Origin of the sequence: Pseudoxanthomonas composti (genome assembly GCF_004122095.1) — a bacterium.
In the GTDB taxonomy this organism is placed as follows: Bacteria; Pseudomonadota; Gammaproteobacteria; order Xanthomonadales; family Xanthomonadaceae; genus Pseudoxanthomonas_A; species Pseudoxanthomonas_A composti.
In genome coordinates, this window is sequence record NZ_SAWZ01000001.1 from 309,811 (window position 1) to 325,229 (window position 15,419).

Annotated in this window: 13 protein-coding genes; 8 read left to right on the forward strand and 5 right to left on the reverse strand. The window is 69.6% G+C overall.

The genetic code is table 11. The annotated features are described in order from the left end of the window. Positions 1–134: 134 nt before the first annotated feature. From EPA99_RS01240 to dxs, 7 genes are all read left to right on the forward strand, one after another. Positions 135–962: an FHA domain-containing protein gene (locus EPA99_RS01240; RefSeq protein WP_129469371.1), complete on the forward strand. Its 828-nt coding sequence runs from the start codon at positions 135–137 to the stop codon at positions 960–962. Then, the gene (locus tag EPA99_RS01245) at positions 962–4,189 is read left to right on the forward strand and encodes a serine/threonine-protein kinase (protein WP_129469372.1); all 3,228 of its coding nucleotides are present in this window, start codon (positions 962–964) and stop codon (positions 4,187–4,189) included. Before EPA99_RS01240 ends, EPA99_RS01245 begins: the two co-directional genes overlap by 1 nt. Beyond that, positions 4,186–4,899 (forward strand): sensor histidine kinase, encoded by a 714-nt coding sequence (locus EPA99_RS01250; protein ID WP_129469373.1) that lies wholly within the window; start codon positions 4,186–4,188, stop codon positions 4,897–4,899. The genes EPA99_RS01245 and EPA99_RS01250 overlap by 4 nt, the downstream gene beginning before the upstream one ends. A gap of 109 nt (positions 4,900–5,008) precedes the next feature. Continuing rightward, a complete protein-coding gene (locus EPA99_RS01255; protein WP_129469374.1) occupies positions 5,009–5,659 on the forward strand; it encodes a response regulator in 651 nt (216 codons plus the stop codon). A 126-nt stretch (positions 5,660–5,785) separates the two neighbouring features. Continuing rightward, the gene (locus tag EPA99_RS01260) at positions 5,786–7,579 is read left to right on the forward strand and encodes an acyl-CoA dehydrogenase C-terminal domain-containing protein (protein ID WP_129469375.1); all 1,794 of its coding nucleotides are present in this window, start codon (positions 5,786–5,788) and stop codon (positions 7,577–7,579) included. A 126-nt stretch (positions 7,580–7,705) separates the two neighbouring features. Then, positions 7,706–8,365 carry an HNH endonuclease gene (locus tag EPA99_RS01265; RefSeq protein WP_129469376.1) on the forward strand — a complete coding sequence of 220 codons (660 nt, stop codon included), beginning with the start codon at positions 7,706–7,708 and terminating at the stop codon, positions 8,363–8,365. Positions 8,366–8,483: 118 nt separating this feature from the next. Beyond that, positions 8,484–10,394: a 1-deoxy-D-xylulose-5-phosphate synthase gene (dxs, locus tag EPA99_RS01270; RefSeq protein ID WP_129469377.1), complete on the forward strand. Its 1,911-nt coding sequence runs from the start codon at positions 8,484–8,486 to the stop codon at positions 10,392–10,394. A 49-nt stretch (positions 10,395–10,443) separates the two neighbouring features. Here dxs and EPA99_RS01275 read toward each other — a convergent pair whose 3' ends face one another. Together EPA99_RS01275 and EPA99_RS01280 are read right to left on the reverse strand one after the other, a co-directional pair. Further along, positions 10,444–11,475: a TraB/GumN family protein gene (locus tag EPA99_RS01275; RefSeq protein WP_129469378.1), complete on the reverse strand. Its 1,032-nt coding sequence runs from the start codon at positions 11,473–11,475 to the stop codon at positions 10,444–10,446. Positions 11,476–11,542: 67 nt separating this feature from the next. Next, the gene (locus tag EPA99_RS01280; protein ID WP_129469379.1) at positions 11,543–12,037 is read right to left on the reverse strand and encodes a cupin domain-containing protein; all 495 of its coding nucleotides are present in this window, start codon (positions 12,035–12,037) and stop codon (positions 11,543–11,545) included. 247 nt (positions 12,038–12,284) lie between these two features. Here EPA99_RS01280 and EPA99_RS01285 point away from each other — a divergent pair, with 247 nt between their 5' ends. After that, complete coding sequence (locus EPA99_RS01285; protein ID WP_129469380.1) at positions 12,285–13,175, forward strand: 2OG-Fe(II) oxygenase; 891 nt, start codon at positions 12,285–12,287, stop codon at positions 13,173–13,175. A gap of 19 nt (positions 13,176–13,194) precedes the next feature. Here EPA99_RS01285 and EPA99_RS01290 read toward each other — a convergent pair whose 3' ends face one another. The 3 genes from EPA99_RS01290 to EPA99_RS01300 are packed head-to-tail and all read right to left on the reverse strand — an operon-like array spanning position 13,195 to position 15,366. Further along, positions 13,195–13,764, reverse strand: a complete 570-nt coding sequence (locus EPA99_RS01290) for a phosphatase PAP2 family protein (RefSeq protein WP_164978522.1) — start codon at positions 13,762–13,764, stop codon at positions 13,195–13,197. A gap of 32 nt (positions 13,765–13,796) precedes the next feature. After that, complete coding sequence (locus EPA99_RS01295; RefSeq protein ID WP_129469751.1) at positions 13,797–14,558, reverse strand: WecB/TagA/CpsF family glycosyltransferase; 762 nt, start codon at positions 14,556–14,558, stop codon at positions 13,797–13,799. A gap of 13 nt (positions 14,559–14,571) precedes the next feature. Further along, positions 14,572–15,366, reverse strand: a complete 795-nt coding sequence (locus tag EPA99_RS01300) for a polysaccharide pyruvyl transferase family protein (RefSeq protein ID WP_164978541.1) — start codon at positions 15,364–15,366, stop codon at positions 14,572–14,574. Between the last annotated feature and the right edge of the window lie 53 nt (positions 15,367–15,419).

The window sequence follows — 15,419 nt, forward strand, 5'->3', positions numbered from 1 at the left end:
CGTGTTGCACCGGCACGGGCCGACGGTTATCCAGGACCAAGCCGCCGCGGGCGGCTTGGTGGGCCTTGCAGGCGCATCCAACCCCTACCCGCCATGGACGCTTGCGCCGCGCTGCATTGCTTTAGGCTTCCGCAATGCCCGCACGCCTGATCGCCTACCTGCCCGACGCGCCCGCGCCCTCGTTGCTGCTGCGCGAAGGCGATGCGGTGACCATTGGCCGTGCCGAAGGCAACGCCCTGCGCCTGTCCCATCCTTCGGTCTCGCGCCACCATGCCCGGCTCTCCAGCAACGCACGCGGCTGGGCGCTGGACGATCTGGGCAGCAAGAACGGCAGCTTCCGCGACAGCCAACGGGTGGAGGCGCCCGCCCGGCTGGACGGCGCGGCGTGGCTGCGTTTCGGCGACATCTATGTGGAATTCACCCCGATGGGTGAGGAAGACGCCGCTCGCGAGGCGGGCCAGGCCCACGCCCGCCGCACCCGCGCCACCGCGCTCACCCGCGGCGTGGGCCAGGCGCTCGATCTGGACGACATGCTCACCGCCAGCGTCCATGCGGTGGCCGAGCTGGCCCAGTGCGACCGCGGCTATCTGATCCTGGCAGGCGCGGACCAGCCACGCGTGGCCGCCGCCTGCGGACCCCGTGCCACGCGCGACTTCGCCGGCAGCACCGGCGCCCTGCAGCACGCGCTGGCGCGGGGACTTAGCACCGTGGCCCACGACATCGGCCACCTGCCCTGGCTGTCCACGCGCGAGTCGGTGCTGGCGTCCGGGATCAGCGCCCTGGCGTGCCTGCCGCTGCGCGATGGCGATCGGGTGATCGGCGCGCTGTATGCGGACAGCATGCGACCGGGTGCGGCCATCACCGCGCTGGACATGGAGCTGCTGCAGGCCTTCTGCGAGCGCTGCGCGCTGTGGCTGGTGGCCCGTGGCGCGCGCGACCGCCTCGACCACGCCGCGACCTGATGTCCGACGCCCCCACCGCCACCGGCCTGTACCTGCATCAGACGCTGAGCAGCGGGCAGGTGCTGGCGGGCCGTTTCCGCGTCGAGCGCCTGCTCGGCATGGGCGGCATGGGCATGGTCTACCTGGCCACCGACCTGACCCTGGAGGTGCCGGTCGCCATCAAGGTGCTGCGGCCGGAGCTGGCCGAGCGTCCGCAGGTGTTCGAGCGCTTCCGCCAGGAGCTGCTGCTGGCGCGCCAGGTCTCCAGCCCGCACGTGGTGCGCATCCACGACCTGGCCGAGCACCAGGGCCGCTGGCTGATCAGCATGGACTACGTGCCGGGCCAGTCGCTCGAAGCGCTGCTGGCGCGCGAAGGGCCGCTGGAGGTGGAGCGCGCCGTGTCCATTGCCCGGCAGATCGCGCTGGGCCTGCAGGCGGCGCATGCGCGCGGCGTGGTCCATCGCGATCTCAAGCCGGCCAATGTGCTGCTGGATGCGGACGACAACGCGTGGATCAACGATTTCGGCGTTGCCCGCTCGATGGCCAGCAGCGGCCTGACCCGGCACACCGGGGCGATCGTGGGCACACCCGACTATCTCTCTCCGGAACAGGCGCGCGGCGAGCCGGTGGACCCGCGCAGCGACCTGTACGCGCTGGGGCTGATCCTGCACGAAATGCTGACCGGGCAGCTGCCCTTCGCCAACGGCACCCTGGCCGAGGTCCTGGCCCAGCGCATGCTGCGCACGCCCGAGCCGGTCAATCGCGCGCGTCCGGGCACACCGCCGTGGGTCGTGCGACTGGTGGACCGACTGCTGCGGCCGCAGCCACGCGCGCGCCTGCAGGACGCGGCGCAGGTGGTCAGCGCCATCGATCGGCGCCACGTCGAACGCGATGCGCCACCCTGGCGGCGCATCGCGCTGGTGACTGTCGCAGTGCTGGCTGCAGGCCTGGTCGGCTGGGCCGGCTGGTCCTGGCAGCGCGCGCGTGCGCCGGCCACGGCCGAGGCGCCGGTGGTCGCGCCGCTGGCGCGGACCCTGGTGCTGCCGCTTGCGGGCGAGCTCGACCCGGTCCTGCGCCAGGGCCTGGGCGTCTGGCTGCGCGATGCGCTGGCCGAGCGCACCGCCGTGGTCGAGGCAGGCCGCACCCTGCAGGCGCTGCGTTCGGTCGACCCCACCGGCCAGGCCAAGCCGGACCTGCCCGCACTGGGGCGCGCGGCGGCCGCACGCCAGGTGCTGATGCCGCGGGTGCGACACGACGGGCAGGGCTGGCGGTTCAGCGCCACCTTGCGCGATGCCCAGGGCGGTGAGCACGCGCTGGAAGGCCCGGCGGCGGCCACCGTCGCTGCCGCGGCGACCGGCTGGCTCGACACGGCGGCAGTCGCGCTTGGGGTGCAGCCAGCACCCTGGCCCACCGCGCCGCCGGACCTCGCGCTGCAGGCCTTGGGTCGGGCCAGCGCGGCGGCCGCGCAAGGCCAGGGCGCCGCGCGCCTGGCCGCCCTCAGCAAAGCCGCCGAGGCGGCCCCGGACACGCTTCCGATCCGCCTGGCGCAGGTTCGCGCCGCCGAGGCGATCGGCGAGGAGCAGCAGGCCGACGCCCTGCTCGCCAGCCCGGTCGACACCAGCGCCTGGCCGCGCAGCGCACAGATGCTCTCGGCCATGCGCGCGGCCGCCGACGGCGATGCGCAAGCCGCGCTGGAGGGCTGGCAGGCCATCGCCGACGCCAGGCCGGACGACGCCCAGGCGCAGCTGGAACTGGCGCGCGCGCAGGCGGCAGCTGGCCAGGGCGAGGCGGCGCGGACGCGGCTGCAGGCCCTGGCCAGACGCGACCCCGACGACCCGCGCGTGTGGTTCGAGCTGGGCAAGCAATCCATCCTGGCCGGCGATGCGGCCAAGGCTGTGGACGACTACCTGCTGCGGGCGCAACTGTTGTTCCGGCGCGGCCGCGACCTGGCCGGCGAGGCCGAGACGGTCAACGCGCTCGGCGTCGGCTACGGGCGGCTGGGCCAGAGCAAGGCCGCCGAAGAGCAGTACACCCGCGCCGTACAGCTGCGCACCCAGGTCGGCAATCGCCGCGGCGTGGCCACCAGCCTGCGCAACCTGGCCGGCATCGTCAGCCTGCGCGGCGACTTCGAGGCAGCCAGCGCCCACCTGGACCAGGCCCGCGCGCTCTACCAGGCGTTGGGAGACCGCGGCGGACTGGCTGCCACCTACAACGAGGCCGGCCTGCTGGCCGAGGAACGCGGCGACTATCCGCGCGCGTTGCAGGCCTTCCGCGACGCCCTGCAGGCCTGGCAGCAGGTCGGCAACGCCCGCGGCACCGCGCAGACCTACAACAACATCGGCTTCGCCAACTTCCAACTCGGCGACTACGACAGCGCCGCGGCGTTCTGGCAGCAGGCGGCCAGCGCCTATGGCGCACTGGACGATGTCACCGGCCAGGTCCGCATCGAACAGAACCTGGGCCTGCTGGCCACCGCGCGCGGCCAGTGGCAGGACGCGGCCAAGCGCCTGGCGTCGGCCCTGCGCACGGCCGAGACGCGGCAGATGTTCGAGGAAGTCGCCGTCAGCCGCCGCAACCTGGCCGAGCTGGCGTACTGGCAGGGGCGCCTTGCCCAGGGCCTGGCCCAGGCCGAGCAGGCGGCAACGCTGTTCCAGCAGCGCGATGACCAGCGCGGGCGCGTGGATGTGGCGCTGCTGCGTGCACAAATGTGGCTGGGGGCCGGCCAGCCCGCGCGCGCCGAGGCCGAGCTGGAGCGCGATGCCAAGCTATTCGAGCAGGTCTCCGAAGAACAGCAGGCCGCCCGCGCCCTGCTGCGCGCGCAACTGGCGCACCAGCGCGGCGACGCCGCGGGCGCGCAGCGGGCATTGGCTGAGGCCACCGGCCTGGCCGCGGCCGCGGGAGTGCGCCTGCTGCAGCTGCAGGTGCGGCTGCAGGCGGCGCACGACGAAGCGTCCCTGGCGGCACTCGACGGCGATATCGCCCGCCTTGGCCATGCCGGCCTGCGCCTACAGTTCCTGTTGGCCGCGCTGAAGGACGGCGCCGATGCCCAGGTCGAATCTCGCTACCGCGAGGCCCAGCAGCTGTTACGGCGCGGCCCGATGCTGTTGGCCGCCGACGTGCATGCGCAGGCTGCCCAGCGCCTGGCGCGGCTGGGCCAGACCGACGCGGCGGCCCGCGCCGAGGCCGCCGCCGAGGCGTCGCGGCAGGCGCTGCGCGCAGACCTGCCCACCCAGGCGGCCGCGCCATGAGCGAGCCCAGCGACCCTGCCCGCTACCAGGCCCTGCTCGACCGGCTGGAGGCCAACGAGCGCGAGTTCCGCAGGCTGGGCCGCGCGGTGGTCAAGGTGCAGGAGGACGAGCGCCGACGTCTTGCGCGCGAGCTGCACGACGGCGTGGGCCAGAACCTGACCGTGCTCAAGCATCGCCTGGCCCTGCTCGGCACCGCCCTGGGATCCACGCAGGCGCCGCTGCGCGCGCAAGTGGAAAGCGCGATCGCGCTCTGCACCCAGACCCTGGAGGACACCCGCCACCTCTCCCGGCTGCTGCGCCCGCCGATCCTGGACGACCTGGGCCTGGAGGCGGCGCTGCGCTGGCTGGCGCGCAGCCAGTCCGAGGCCGGCGGGCCGCAGGTGGCTCTGGAGATCGGGCCGCTGCCCAGCATGGACGATGCGCGCCAGACCCTGCTGTTCCGCGCGGCGCAGGAATCGCTCAACAACGCGCTCAAGCATGCGCGCGCGCAGTCGATCCTGCTGCGCCTGGTCGCGCATGACGAGTGGGCGCACATGCAGATCCTGGACGATGGCATTGGCTGCGATCCGGCCCTGGCGCTGACCAGCGGCGGCAGCGGACTGGGCGGCCTGCGTGAGCGCCTGCGCCTGGGCGGCGGCAGTTTCCGGCTGGTGTCCTCGCCCGGCGCCGGCACCTGCGTGCAGGTGCGGGTGCCGCTCTCCGGCGACTGAGCACGCCGCCGCATTGACAAAACCCCGCGCACGCCCGACAAACACAGGACATCGGATGTCCTGGCGCGACAAGGAAGCCGGCACCCACTCCCTTCGCCCATAGCCACGCATGCCGCCTGCCCCGATCCGCGTCCTGTTGGCCGATGACCACACCCTGGTGCGCGAAAGCCTGGCCAGCATCCTGCAGGGTGCCGGCGGCATCCAGGTGGTCGCCCAGGCTGCCGACGGCGTCTCGGCGGTGGCCGCCGCACAGGAATGCGAGCCGGACGTGGTGGTGGTGGACATCTCGATGCCGCGCCTGAACGGTATCGACGTCATCCGCCGGCTGCGCAGCGATGTGCCGCAGGCACGGGTGCTGGTGCTGACCATGCACGAGGAGAACGAGTACGTCCTGCACGCAGTGCGCGCCGGTGCCTCGGGCTACCTGCTCAAGGAGGCGGCCACCGCCGAGCTGATCGCCGCGGTGCGCAACCTGCACGCCGGCCGCGGGCATTTCAGCCCGCAGGCGGCGGTGGCGCTGGCCGCGCAGATCCAGCACCCCGAGCGCGAGCTGGACGACCCCTACCAGGGCCTGACCGCCCGGGAACGCGAGGTCTTCCACCTGATCGTCGAAGGCCAGACCACCAAGGAAATCGCCCGGCGCCTGGACATCAGCACCAAGACCGCCGAGAACCACCGCTTCCGCGTGCTGAACAAACTGGCGGTGCGCAACACCGCCGAGCTGGTGCGCTACGCGGTGCGCCACGGCCTGCTGGACTGACACGCGCCAGGGAGGACGACCGGGCGTCCGTTGACCCGGGGGACAGCACCATCTCCATACGCAGTAGTATGCTTGGCGCCAGAAGCGGGCCGGGAGGCGGCCTGCGCCGCCACCAAGAGCACCCGCATGAGCAGCTACCGCGCGCCCCTGAAAGACCTTCGTTTCGCCCTGTACGACGTGCTGGATGTCGAGCCGCTGTTCGCCCGGCTGGGTTTTGCCGACGCCAACGCCGAGCTGGTCGATGCCGTGCTGGAGGAAGCCGGCCGCTTCACCACCCAGGTGCTGGCCCCGCTCAACCGCGTCGGCGACGAGCAAGGCTGCACCCTGGATGCGGCCACCGGGGAGGTCACCACGCCTGCCGGCTTCAAGGCGGCCTACGCGCAGTTCGCCGAAGGCGGCTGGACCGGCCTGACCGCGGCCACCGAGCTGGGCGGCCAGGGCCTGCCGCACACCGTGGGCGTGCCGCTGAGCGAGATGATCAACGCCGCCAACCTGGCCTGGGGCAACTTCCCGCTGCTCTCGCACGGCGCGATCGAGGCGCTCAAGGACCACGGGCAGCCCTGGCAGCAGGAGGTCTTCCTCAAGCCGCTGGTGGAAGGTCGCTGGACCGGCACCATGTGCCTGACCGAGCCGCACTGCGGCACCGACCTGGGCCTGCTGCGCACGCGCGCCGAACCGCTCGGCCAGGACACCTACGCCGTCACCGGCACCAAGATCTTCATCACCGCCGGCGAGCACGACCTGACCGAGAACATCGTGCACCTGGTGCTGGCCAAGTTGCCGGATGCGCCGGCCGGTCCCAAGGGCATTTCGCTGTTCGTGGTGCCCAAGTTCAAGGTCGCCCGCGATGGCAGCGTGGGCGCACGCAACGCGGTGCGCTGCGGCTCGATCGAACACAAGATGGGCATCAAGGGCTCGGTGACCTGCGTGCTGAATTTCGACGGCGCCGAGGGCTATCTGGTCGGCCAGCCGCACAAGGGCCTGCAGGCGATGTTCACCATGATGAACACCGCGCGCCTGGGCGTGGGCTTGCAGGGGATCGGCCTGTCCGATCGCGCTTACCAGAACGCACTGCGCTATGCGCGCGAGCGCCTGCAGACGCGCTCGCTGTCCGGCCCGAAGGCGCCGGACAAGCCGGCCGACCCGATCATCGTCCACCCGGACGTGCGCCGCATGCTGCTGACGGTCAAATCGCTGGTGGAGGGCAGCCGCCTGCTGGCCCTGCACGCGGGCACCCTGATCGACTTGGCCCAGCATGCCGCCGACCCGGTCGAGCGCCAGAACGCCGACGTGCTGGTGAGCTTCCTTACCCCGATCTCCAAGGCCTGCCAGACCGAATGGGGCATCGAGAACACCTACCACGCCCTGCAATGCTTCGGCGGCCACGGCTACATCCACGAGCACGGCATGGAGCAGCTGGCCCGGGACGCCCGCATCACCACCCTGTACGAGGGCACCACCGGCATCCAGTCGCTGGACCTGATGGGCCGCAAGACCGCCGCCACCGGTGCGGCCGGGCTGAAGCTGTTCCTGGAGATGGTGGAGGGCTTCGTGCGCGAGCATCAGGGCGATGCCGTCCTGAGCCCCTTCACCGACGCCCTGCAGCTGAAGGCGCGCGAATGGGCCCAGCTGACCACCGAGATCCTGGAGCGCGCCAAGCAGGACCCCGAAGAAATCGGCGCGGCCAGCACCGACTACCTGTTCTACTCGGGCTACGTGGTGCTGGCGTACTGGTGGGCCCGCAGCGTCGCCGCTGCCAATGCCAGCCAGCATGACGCCGAGTTCGTGCAGGCCAAGCTGGAGACCGCGCGCTTCTACTTCGCCCGCATCCTGCCCCGCACGGCCATGCATGCGGCGGCCATCCGCTCCGGCGCCGCGCCGCTGATGGCGATGGACCAGGCGCGCTTTGGCGACGCCTGAGCCGGCCTGAAACCACACCCGCCGATGCCGCACGCGTCGGCGGGCCTGCGTGGGCACCCTTGCGCTGTTTCGGCCGGCCGCAGCGCTATCCAAACCGTCACGATTTGGGTATAACCTGTTTCCCCGATGGAAGCAGACCCTGCTCAGCTTCATTCGATCATCGGTTCCAGGGAACAAGCGTTCCCGGCGAGCCTGCTCTCCCCTGCGCCCCGCTCCAAGTACAACGGCCTGCGGCTGTTGTCGCTGGATGCCCACGGCCGGGTGCTGGACTGGATCAACTGGCAGGAAGCGACCTGCCTGTATGCGCGCGGCGCGGTGGCCTGGACGCTGGGCGACCCCTGTCTGCGCGTCCACGGCGGCACCAATCGCCTCACCGGCGCGCAGAGCATCATCGAGCTGCATCCGATCGTGGCCTCGCGCGGCCATGCCCGCGCCGCCGGTCTCTCGCCGACGCCGGCCCTGACCAACACCGCCCTGTTCGCCCGCGATGCGCACCTGTGCCTGTATTGCGGGCGCGAGTTCACCCGCCAGCACCTGACCCGCGATCACGTCATGCCCGTCTCCAAGGGTGGCCGCGACACCTGGGAAAATGTCGTCTCGGCGTGCTTTCACTGCAACTCGCGCAAGGCCGACCGCACCCCGCAACAGGCCGGCATGCCCTTGTTGGCCGTGCCCTACCGGCCCAGCTGGATCGAGCACCTGATCCTGTCCAACCGCCACATTCTGGCCGATCAGATGGCCTTCCTGAAGGCCCAGTTGCCCAAGCGTTCGCCGCGCGCGGCCTGAGCCTCACCGCGCTTTCACGATCGTCACGGCCCCAGGCCTACGCTGGGCCAAAACCCCGTTGCTTGCCCCTCCTTCCGGGGGGGAGGACAATGACTGGCTATCAGGTTCAGCCGCAGACATGATCGATCCCACCCGCTATCCGCGCCTGTCGCGCATCCAGTTTCCGGCCGACCTGCGCACGTTCGAGGAGAGCGAGCTGACGGCCGTGGCCGATGAGCTGCGCGCCTACCTGATCGAGTCGGTGGGCAAGAGCGGTGGGCACTTCGCCGCTGGCCTGGGCGTGATCGAACTGACCGTGGCCCTGCACTACCTCTACAACACGCCGGACGACCGCCTGGTGTGGGACGTGGGCCATCAGACCTACCCGCACAAGATCCTCACCGGTCGCCGCGACCAGATCCACACCGTCAAGCAGGCCGATGGCGTCGCGCCGTTCCCCAAGCGCGAGGAATCCGAATACGACACCTTCGGCGTGGGCCATTCGTCCACCTCGATCTCCGCCGCGCTGGGCATGGCCATCGCCAATGCGCGTGCCGGCAACAACCGCCGCACGGTGGCGGTGATCGGCGACGGCGCGATGACCGCCGGCATGGCCTTCGAGGCGCTCAATCACGCCGGTGGCATGGAGGACGAGCCGGACCTGCTGGTGATCCTCAACGACAACCAGATGTCGATCTCCGAGAACGTCGGCGCGCTGACCAAGCTGCTGGGCCGGATGAGCTCCAGCCGCACGCTCAATGCGATCCGCGAGGGCGGCAAGAAGCTGCTCGGCGACAAGCGCAAGCCGCCGGCGCAGTTCGTGCGTCGCTGGGAAGAGCATTGGAAGGGCATGTTCGTGCCCTCCACGCTGTTCGAGCAGATGGGCTTCCACTACACCGGCCCGATCGACGGCCACGACGTGCCTGCGCTGGTCGGCGCGCTGAAGACCCTCAAGGGCCTGAAGGGGCCGCAGCTGCTGCATGTGATCACCACCAAGGGCAAGGGCTACGAGCTGGCCGAGGGCGATCAGATCGGTTACCACGCCGTCGGGCCGTTCGACCCGACCAAGGGCCTGATCGCCAAGGTCGGCGCGGTGAAGAAGCCGACCTACACCGATGTCTTCAGCGACTGGCTGTGCGACATGGCCGCGGCCGACCCGCTGCTGCTGGGCATCACCCCGGCCATGCGCGAAGGCTCGGGCCTGGTGCGGTTCTCCAAGGAGTATCCGGACCGCTATTTCGACGTGGCCATCGCCGAGCAGCACGCTGTCACCCTGGCCGCGGGCATGGCCTGCGAGGGCGCCAAACCGGTCGTGGCGATCTACTCGACCTTCCTGCAGCGCGGGTACGACCAGTTGGTGCACGACGTGGCGATCCAGGACCTGGACGTGCTGTTCGCGGTGGATCGCGGCGGCGTGGTCGGCCCGGACGGTGCAACCCATGCCGGCAATCTGGACCTGAGCTTCCTGCGCTGCGTGCCGAACATGGTAGTGATGGCGCCGGCCGACGAGAACGAGTGCCGACAGCTGCTCAGCACCGGCTTCCTGCACAAGGGCCCGGCCGCCGTGCGCTACCCGCGCGGGACCGGCACCGGCGTGGCGATCGACCCGTCGCTGGAGCCGCTGCCGATCGGCAAGGCGCAGCTGCGCCAGCGCGGTTCGCGTGTGGCCCTGCTGGCCTTCGGCGCGACCGTGCCGGCGGCCGAACAGGTCGGCCGCGCACTGGGCCTGAGCGTGGTCAACATGCGCTTCGTCAAGCCGCTGGACCGCGCCCTGGTGCTGGAGCTGGCGCACACCCACGAGGGCTTTGTCACCCTGGAAGACAACGTGGTGGCAGGCGGCGCCGGTTCGGGCGTGGCCGAACTGCTGCACGCCGAAGGCGTGGAGATGCCAGTGCTGCACCTGGGCCTGCCGGACCTGTTCCAGCACCACGCCAGCCGTGAGCAGCTGCTGGCCGAGGCCGGGCTGGATGCCGACGGCATCCGCGCGGCGGTATTGGCGCGCTGGCCGACGCTCAAGCAGTTCAATACGCCGCTGACCGCGGCCGGCTAAAGTCCCGCCGCGCCGGTCACGTCGACTGGCGCAGCGCGCGGGACGGCCCTCAGCCCTCTTCGGGCGCGGTGACCGTGTAACCCTTCGCCTTAAGCCGGTCCATCAGGTTGCCTGGCTCCAGCAGCAGTCCCAGCGGCAGCAGGCCGAAGCTGGTGGTGTTCTTCTGCAGCGCGGCTTCGGCCTTGCTGAGCCACAGGTCCAGCGATTGCTGGCGCAGGGTGTCGGCGCCGAACTTGCGGGCGATGCCGCTCTCGCTGACGGCGGCCATGCAGGCGCTGTACTGGTCGCGCTGCGGATTGCGCCGCAGCGCCTGGATATCGCCCACCGCCCAGGCATTGGCGCGCTCGCGCATAGCCTCGATATCGGTTTCGATCACGTCCAGGGTCCGTGCGAAGCACGCCGTGTCCTGCAGGCCGGTGCGCTGGAACTCCTTGATGGCGGCCTTGGGATCGTCCAGCGTGAAGGTCACCACGCTGGCCGTGACCGGCACGCCGGCGCGCTTGGCCTGCTTGATCACTTCCTCGCGCACCACGTTGTCCATGCTCAGCGCCGAGCGCTTCATCGCCGCCTCGTAGAGCTCGGCCGCGGCGAACACCGGGCGCCAGGATTCCACGCCCTTGTCGCGGCCGATGTAGCGCGCCTTCAACACCGACCAGCGCGCGTACTGGTCGGGGGGCACCACGTCCTGCAGGGTCTTGCCATCGGGATTCTTGCGCGCCTTGAGCAAGGAGGGGACCAGGAACAGGCTGCGGAACATGCCGCGGCCGGTGCTGACGGTCATGGTCGGCGCAAGCAGCAGCTCCTGGGACTGGGCGATGGTGTCCTCCACCTCCTTGGAACGCCATTCCATGCGCTTGGGCAGCGGCGCAGCCGTCCCCAGCACCCACAGCGTGTGGCCCTGGCGGCTGACTTTCCAGAGGCCAGGCCCTGGCTGCACGCCGGAGACCACCATCGCCTCCAGATCGGTGATGGGCGCCTCAGACGGCACCGGCACCGCTTGGCCCGCCTCCTGCGCCGCCAGCGACCCTGTCCCGGTCAAGACCCACAGCAGCAATCCCACAAAAAAACGACCACGGCGCATCGGCATCCTCCTTGTCAGCGCGTCACAGTAAGCGCAATCAGGCCAACATGGTCGAGCAGGAGCGAGCTCAGTCCAGATCGCCGCCTGCCGCGGAAATCGCCCTGGCGATCCCGGACCCCGGCTCGAGCAGCGCAAAGCCCTCCCAGACGAATCCCGGCGAAACCGTACAGGCCACCAACGTGAACGCACCCAGCGTGCGCGCGGCCTGCCAGCAGCCCGAGGGCACCACGGCCATGGCGGGACCGCCGTGCGATGCAGCGTCCAGTTGCAGGCGCTGCAGGTGTCCGGTGACCGGATCGAAGATGCGCAGCTCCAACGGCGCGCCCTGCTGCCAATGCCAGGCCTCCTCGGCATCCACCCGGTGCCAGGCGCTGCGCTCGCCCTGCGCCAGCAGGAAGGCGATTGCGGTCAGGGCTGGGCGTGACTGGCCATCGCGACAGACCTCGGCTTGGGAGACATAGGTCCGGCGGTAGTGGCCGCCTTCAGGGTGCGGCGCCAACGCCAGCTGCGCGATCAGCTCAGAGGCGGCGTTCTGTGGCTCACCCTCGTCCAATCCATTCATCTACTGAAACCTCTTGCCAACGACGCGGCCACCGTACACGGACGTTCCACCATTGTGAGCGCACTATCCCAGTTCAAACACGAGACGGATCCCATTCCCTCGGGTATGGTCCCAAAGGACGCTCAGCGCATCCGTCACGGCCGTCGCTTCCGGATCGGCATGTCAGCGGCCTGCCCGAGAGGAATTTTGCGTTGTGTCATTTGAGATTGACCTTTCACTCGGGAATGGAACCACAGGGGGACCCGACATGATCGCCATTGACCTGCCCGCCGCACGGGAGGATTACCTCACCATCCGTGGCCGACGCCTGGACCTGAATACGCTTGTCGACGAGCGCGTGTTCGACGAGCGCTATGCTCGTAGTCTGGGCCTGCGCTTCGCCAACGCGCGGCCATTCGAGCACCTGCGCCTGCAGGGCCTGTTCGACCCGGCGCTGCTGGAGCTGGTGGCCGAGGAGTTCGACCTGTTCCCACGCCAGGATTGGAACACCTTCACCACGCGTCAGGAAAAGACCTTCCGCTCGGCACCGGGTGCGCGCCTGGGGCCGGCCTCGCAGCTGTACTTCAGCATCGTCAACTCCGGGTACTTCGCCGAGTTCCTCGGCCATGTCACCAATGTCCATAACCTGATCGTGGACCAGACCTTGTTCGGCGGCGGATTGCACGAGAGCCGCAACGGCGGCAAGTTCGGCATCCATTGCGATTTCGACCGCCATGGCCACAACGGCCTGCGCAACGAGATGGTGATGCTGACCTATCTCAACAAGGACTGGGACCCGGCCTGGGGCGGCGAGCTAGAGCTGTGGGATGCCAGGACCCGCACCTGCGTCACCAAGGTGGCGCCGGACTTCGGCACCACCTTGCTGATGAAGAACACGCCGGTCAGCCTGCATGGACACCCGCATCCGCTTGCCATGCCGGAAGGCCGCACGCGGCGCTCGGTGGCCTCGTACTACTACACCAACAGCGAAAGCGTGGAGCAGATCCTCAAGGGCCGCACCACCAGCTTCATGGAACGCGCCCTGCCCGACTCGGTCCAGACCTCGGCCAAGCGATTGGCCCGCAGCTGGATGCCGCCTGCGCTTTGGGCCATGGCCCGCCGGCTCAAGCGACGCGCCAAGGCGGGAACCGAAGGCTGAGCCGGCTCGCGTTTCGCCCTCAGGCGGCGTGAAGCGCGCCGCCCAGCCTTTGCAGCAGGTCCTCGATCGCCACCGAGGGCACTGCAAGCACCAGCAGCACCGCCAGCAGCCAGGCACCGGCCATCGGCGCCCAGTGGATGGCGAGCTGCTGGCGCCAGCGATAGATCATCGCGCCGCTGACCATCGTCCCCAGGGCCAGGCCGCCGACGATCTCGGAGGCCGAGTGCAGGTTCATCGCCGCGCGCGAAAACCCGACCACCAGCGCCAGCAACGCCCCGGCGGCCACCGCCGGCCAACGCAGCGCGCGGGCCCGGGCGCACAGCGCATACAGGGCAACGGGATAGACCGTGGCCGACATGGCGCTATGGCCGCTGAAACCGTAGAACCGCAGGGTCTGCCAATCGATGCCCCAGACGATGTAGGCCAGTTTCGACGCGGCCACCGTTGCCCCCATAGCCGCCACTAAAGCACCCCACTCCAGCGCCATGCGCGGGCGCGTCCGCCACCACAGCAGCGCCATCGCGGCGATGACCGGCAACAGCAGGCGCGCATCGCCCATCCATGTCAGCAGCTGCTCCAGCGCGTTCATCTCGCACCACGCTCCCCCGCACCACGTTCGACTCATGCAGGACGCTTTCCTGCGCGCAGGCACACCCAGAAGAACGCCACCAGGTCCACCGAGTAACGCTTGAGCAAGCGACGCGGCTCGCGCGTTAATCGATAGAACCACTCCATGTGCAGCTTGCGCACCCAGCCAGGGGCGCGCTGGGCATTGCCGGACAGGAAATCCAGCAGTGCGCCCACGCCGAACTTCAGCGGCACCTGCAGCGCGCGCTGATGCTTGAGGATCCACTCCTCCTGCAGCGGGTTACCGAAAGCCACCAGCAGCACGTCGGCCTGCGCGGCGTTGATCCGGTCCACCAGTGCCGGACCGGCCGCGCGCATTTCCCCATAGCCGTCGCAGGTGCCGACCACGTGCTGCCCGTGCTCACGCTGAAGGGTCTGCGCCGCCGCCTGCGCAACGCCGGGCTTGCCGCCCAGCAGGAACAGCCGCAAGGGACGCGCGCTGCGCTGGAACAGGTAAGGCAGCAGATCGGTGCCATTGAGGTTGGAGGCGAATTTCCGGCCATGCACCAGCAGTGCACCCAGATCCATGCCGATACCGTCGTTGACGATGCTCACCTGCGGGTCGCGCAAGGCCGGGCGCAGGGCCTGGCATTGCATGACGAAGTTGGTGTTGGCGAAGAACACGCAGCGCGACTGCCCCGCCGCCAGCGAGGCCAGCAAGCCATCGACGAAGGGGTCAAGCTCCGTGGACAGGATCGGATAGCCGCCGAGATACCGGATCTCCTCCCCGCTTGCGGAAGGGCTGGCCTGCTGCATCATCGCGTATTCGTTACCAGAGGTCATAGGGGAAGGTCGCCATCAAGCCATCCTGGATGGGGCGAAGATCGAAGCTGCCGTTGCCACCAATGTCCAGGCACTCCTCGACCGTGTTGCCCGAGCGCCAGCTCGTCCGCCCGGTGCCGGCGTAGTAATCGTCGTACTTGAAGCGGTCCTCGCCATTGCCCCAGTCCAGGTAGACCGCCGGGATTCCATAGGCCTCGGCCAGGATCAAGCCATGCAGCGAGCTACTGACGATCAGTTCGGCACCAAGCAGTCCGCGCACGAATTCGCCGGGTTCCACGCGCGGGGACACCAGGTGCTCCTCATAGCCAGCGTACTTGTCCAGCGACTCGTTGAAATGCGGCACCACCGCGAACGGCTTGCGCTGGGAAGGCATCAGGAAGGCCTTGTCGAAGAATCGCGGCAACAGCAAGGCTGGGTCGCCATAGACCTCGGGGACCGCGATTCCCATGTCCATCAGGAACGCTCGGGTCTTGGGGCCACGCACCGCGCGCACGTCCAGATCGGTGAAACGGTGCGAGGCGGCCGGCATCTTGCCGTTGACGCCGCTGCCCCACACCACCTCGCCGGTCTTGGCGAAATGAAGAACGGAACCGATGCACAGCATGCGTGGCGTGCCCGCGCGCTTGCGCAGCAGATTGGTGTCGCGCAGGGCCAGCATGGCCGACACCAGCACCTTGGACAAATGGTCGCCGACGTTGACCGAACCATCCCGCGGTTTCCACCAGAACAGCGACTGCCGCTCCTTGCGTTCCACGAAATTCTCAAGCATCGACATATTCAGCGTTCCTCTGTGACGTTGGCCCCTGGTGGATGAGTTCCCCGTGTAATCCTTGC

Bases quoted from the DNA above. Each gene is read 5' to 3' on its own strand.
- EPA99_RS01240 (WP_129469371.1), top strand. From the start codon at position 135: ATGCCCGCACGCCTGATCGCCTACCTGCCCGACGCGCCCGCGCCCTCG.
- EPA99_RS01245 (WP_129469372.1), top strand. From the start codon at position 962: ATGTCCGACGCCCCCACCGCCACCGGCCTGTACCTGCATCAGACGCTG.
- EPA99_RS01250 (WP_129469373.1), top strand. From the start codon at position 4,186: ATGAGCGAGCCCAGCGACCCTGCCCGCTACCAGGCCCTGCTCGACCGG.
- EPA99_RS01255 (WP_129469374.1), top strand. From the start codon at position 5,009: ATGCCGCCTGCCCCGATCCGCGTCCTGTTGGCCGATGACCACACCCTG.
- EPA99_RS01260 (WP_129469375.1), top strand. From the start codon at position 5,786: ATGAGCAGCTACCGCGCGCCCCTGAAAGACCTTCGTTTCGCCCTGTAC.
- EPA99_RS01265 (WP_129469376.1), top strand. From the start codon at position 7,706: ATGGAAGCAGACCCTGCTCAGCTTCATTCGATCATCGGTTCCAGGGAA.
- dxs (WP_129469377.1), top strand. From the start codon at position 8,484: ATGATCGATCCCACCCGCTATCCGCGCCTGTCGCGCATCCAGTTTCCG.
- EPA99_RS01275 (WP_129469378.1), bottom strand. From the start codon at position 11,475: ATGCGCCGTGGTCGTTTTTTTGTGGGATTGCTGCTGTGGGTCTTGACC.
- EPA99_RS01280 (WP_129469379.1), bottom strand. From the start codon at position 12,037: ATGAATGGATTGGACGAGGGTGAGCCACAGAACGCCGCCTCTGAGCTG.
- EPA99_RS01285 (WP_129469380.1), top strand. From the start codon at position 12,285: ATGATCGCCATTGACCTGCCCGCCGCACGGGAGGATTACCTCACCATC.
- EPA99_RS01290 (WP_164978522.1), bottom strand. From the start codon at position 13,764: ATGAACGCGCTGGAGCAGCTGCTGACATGGATGGGCGATGCGCGCCTG.
- EPA99_RS01295 (WP_129469751.1), bottom strand. From the start codon at position 14,558: ATGCAGCAGGCCAGCCCTTCCGCAAGCGGGGAGGAGATCCGGTATCTC.